Origin of the sequence: Streptomyces sp. NRRL B-3229 (assembly GCF_000719505.1) — a bacterium.
GTDB lineage: Bacteria > Actinomycetota > Actinomycetes > Streptomycetales > Streptomycetaceae > Streptomyces > Streptomyces griseorubiginosus.
Map to the genome: position 1 here is coordinate 1 of NZ_JOGP01000060.1, position 3,440 is coordinate 3,440.

The 3,440-nt window shown below is 66.5% G+C and carries 3 protein-coding genes and 1 pseudogene; 1 reads left to right on the forward strand and 3 read right to left on the reverse strand.

Annotated elements, in window-relative coordinates; translation table 11 throughout:
* Positions 1-158: FCD domain-containing protein (locus IF54_RS0138545; protein WP_030327332.1), on the forward strand; the 158-nt coding region annotated here is incomplete at its 5' end.
* A 150-nt stretch (positions 159-308) separates the two neighbouring features.
* Here IF54_RS0138545 and IF54_RS0138550 read toward each other — a convergent pair.
* From IF54_RS0138550 to IF54_RS42540, 3 genes and pseudogenes are all read right to left on the reverse strand, one after another.
* Complete coding sequence (locus IF54_RS0138550) at positions 309-1,724, reverse strand: OFA family MFS transporter (protein ID WP_030327333.1); 1,416 nt, start codon at positions 1,722-1,724, stop codon at positions 309-311.
* Between the two features lies 1 nt (position 1,725).
* Positions 1,726-3,117, reverse strand: coding sequence for an OFA family MFS transporter (locus IF54_RS0138555; RefSeq protein ID WP_030327334.1), 1,392 nt, complete (start codon positions 3,115-3,117; stop codon positions 1,726-1,728).
* 172 nt (positions 3,118-3,289) lie between these two features.
* Positions 3,290-3,440: pseudogene (locus tag IF54_RS42540) on the reverse strand (formyl-CoA transferase); the annotation flags it as partial.

Below are 3,440 nucleotides of genomic sequence, written 5' to 3' on the forward strand. Positions count from 1 at the left end.
ATTACACGCCGATCGCCCGGCAGCGTGGTCGGCAGTCCTGGATCGAGCACCGGGAGCTGATCGCCGCCATCACCGACCGCGACGAACAGCGCGCCACCGCCGTCATGCGGCAACACACCGAGCACACCCGGGAGATGTACCACCAGCGCGAGAAGTAGCCCGCGCGGAGCAACCGGCAGGCGGGATCAGGCGGCCCTTCCCCGGTCAACGGCAAGGGGAAGGGCCGCCTGATGTCCGAACGGTTCGCGCGATGTCCGAACGGTTCGTGCGACATCCCAACGGCTCGCGCGACGTCCGAACGGCCCTGCTCAGGCCGCGGGTTGTGGCTGCGGAACCGCCTCACGGCTCCTGGGCCGCCCCGGCTGCCGCAGCAGCATGGCGATCCCCGCCGCGACCATCGAGGTGGCGCCGGCCAGCGCGTACGCGCCGTCGTAACCCCACGCCGCGACGACCATCGAACCGAGCCCGCCGCCGAACAGGCCGCTGATCAGCTTGCCGCTGTACACCAGCCCGTAGTTGGAGGCGTTGAAGTTCTCCCCGAAGTAGTCCGGGGTGAGCGCCGCGAACAGCGGGTAGAACGCGCCGCCGCCGAACCCGGACAGGAACGCGAAGAACAGGAACAGCGACTCGCTCCTGACGTCACCCGCCCAGATCACGCCGAACTGCGCGAGTCCCAGGACGACGATCACGAACACCAGCGTGGACTTGCGGCCCCACTTGTCGGACAGCCAGCCCACCACGCCCCGCCCGACGCCGTTGATGACCGCCATGACACCCATCGACGAGGCCGCCACCAGCGGGCCGAAGCCCACCTCCTTCGCGTAGTCGACCTGGAATGAGATCCCGAAGATCGACACTCCCGCCGTCATCACGAGGGCGATCCACATGAGAGGGAGCATGCCGGTCCTGACGGCCTCCCTCGGCGTGAACTGCCGTACCGCGGGAGGGTTCTTGGCGAGCGCGACGGCACCCTTGCCGTTGCCGCCGTAGGTCAGCGGGTCGATGTCCGCTGGCCACCAGTTCTTGGGCGGGTCCTTGAAGAAGAACGCGCAGCCCACGACCACGGTCAGGATGTAGCAGCCGATCAGGTCCAGGACGCGGTGGTAATTGGCCGTGTCGAAGCCGTAGTTGAAGATGAAGATGAAGGGCAGAGACCCGTACGCGAAGCCACCGTTGACGAACCCGGTCCTGGCGCCCCGGCGTTCGGGGAACCACTTGCCGACCATGTTGATGCAGGTCGCGTAGACCAGCCCGGCGCCGATTCCTCCGACGACGCCGAAGCCCAGGATCGCCAGCCAGACGTTGCCCAGATGTGACAGGGCGAGGAACCCGACCAGACACATGCCCGAGCCGGTGTACATGGCCTTGCGGGCGGTCAGGACGCCCTTCTCCCGCAGCCAGCCCGCGGGGAAGGCGATGCCGGCCTGGAAGAAGACCCAGACGCTGAGGATCCAGAAGGTGTTGCTCTGCGTCCAGCCATGGGCGTGGGACAGGGTGTCCTCGGCCGAGCCGTACGCGTACTCGAAGACGCTGATGGCCATCATGGTGATCCAGGGCAGGTACACCATGAGTTTGCGTGAGTGGCCGAGGATGTCCCGGTCGGTCTCGCCGATGCGGTAGACACGGCCGTTGCCGTCGGTCACTTCTCGGTAGGGACGTGGTGCGGCGGTGGAGTGTGCGGTCTTGTCGGTCTCGCTGCGTGCTGCGTACGGATCTGCCGTCATGTCAGGCCATTTCCTCGCCGAGCGGTTGCGGGTTGGGTACGGTCCTGCGGCTGGACTGGGGCCTGCCGGGCGCCTTGAGGAACAGGGCGAGGACCGCGGACGCCAGGCCGATCGAGCCGGCCAGCACGAACGCGCCCTGGTAGTCCCAGACGCCGACCACGATCGAGCCGACCCCGGAGCCCACGAGCCCCGAGATGAGTTTCGAGCTGTAGACCATGCCGTAGTTGGAGGCGTTGTTGTTCTCACCGAAGTAGTCCGCGGTCATCGCGGCGAACAGCGGGAAGATCGCGCCGCCGCCGAAACCGGAGACCATGGAGCAGAAGAGGAAGAACGGCATGCTGCCCATCTGGCCCGAGACCAGCACCCCGAACTGGGCGGTGCCCAGCACCAGACACACGATGATCAGCGTGTTGCGGCGCCCGAACTTGTCGGAGATCCAGCCGATCACCCCGCGTCCGGTGCCGTTGACGATCGCCTTCAGCGACATCGCCGTGGCGACGATCCCGCCCGCGAAGCCCATGTCCTTTCCGAAGGGCACCTGGAAGGCGATGCCGAAGATGTTGATGCCGGCCGTGCACAGCAGGCAGAACCACATCATCCACAGGACGGGTGTGCGCGCGGCCTCCCTCGGGGTGTACTGCTTGACGGCCGGCGGGTTCTTCTCCAGCGCCCGCCGGATCTTCGGGTCGTCGGTCATCCTCAGCGGGTCGACGTGCGGCGGCCACCAGTTCTTCGGCGGGTCCTTGAAGAACCAGCCCGCGAACGCGACCACGGAGCAGCAGACCAGGCCGACCGTCACCAGGACGCCCCTGTAGTTGCTCAGGTCCATGTACGACGTGAACAGGAAGACGAAGGGCACCGAGCCGTAGGCGAAACCGCCGTTGACCATGCCGGTCTTGCCGCCCTTGCGCTCCGGATACCACTTGCCGACCATGTTCACGCAGGTCGCGTAGACGAGACCGGCACCGATACCGCTGCACACACCGAAGCCCAGATAGGCGACGATCACGTTCGGCGCGAACGCGAGCGAGAGATAGCCGAGGACGGTGCCCAGCGCACCCAGCATCATCGCGTAGCGGGCCGGAAGCTTGCCGCTCTCCCTGAGCTGCCCGGCGGGGAATGCGACGGCCGCCTGGAAGAAGACCCAGACACCCATCAGCCAGAAGATGTGCCCACTGCTCCACAGATGCGCCTCGTGCAGTGTGTCCTCGGCCGATGTGAACGCGTACTCCGAGGAACTGATGCCCAGCATGCCCATCCAAGGGAAGAGCACCATGGTCCATCGTGGCCGTCCCATGATGTGCCGGTCGGTCTCACCGATCCGGTACACGCGGCCGTTGCGGTCCGTCACCTCCCTGAAGGCGGCGGACGACGAGTAGTCGAGTGTTGTCATAGCCTCAAGCACTCCTTGCGTCGAAAGATCTGGCCAGCGCCCCCTGTCCAAATTCCTTTCGTGCGCGCACGGCTCCCGGGGTTCGCCGACGCGCACCGCCGCCGGACCCCGTGCTCAGTCACGTCATGGACCACCGCCCGACCGGCCGTGGACATGGCTCCGGTTCACCACGTCAGATCACCCCGCCCGACTTCAGCAGCCGCAACTCCTCGTCGCCGAGACCCAGTTCGCCGATGTAGATCTCTTGGTTGTGCTGGCCGAGGAGGGGTGGGGTGGTGATGGTGGTGGGAGAGTCGGAGAGCTTGAGCGGGTTGCCGACGGTG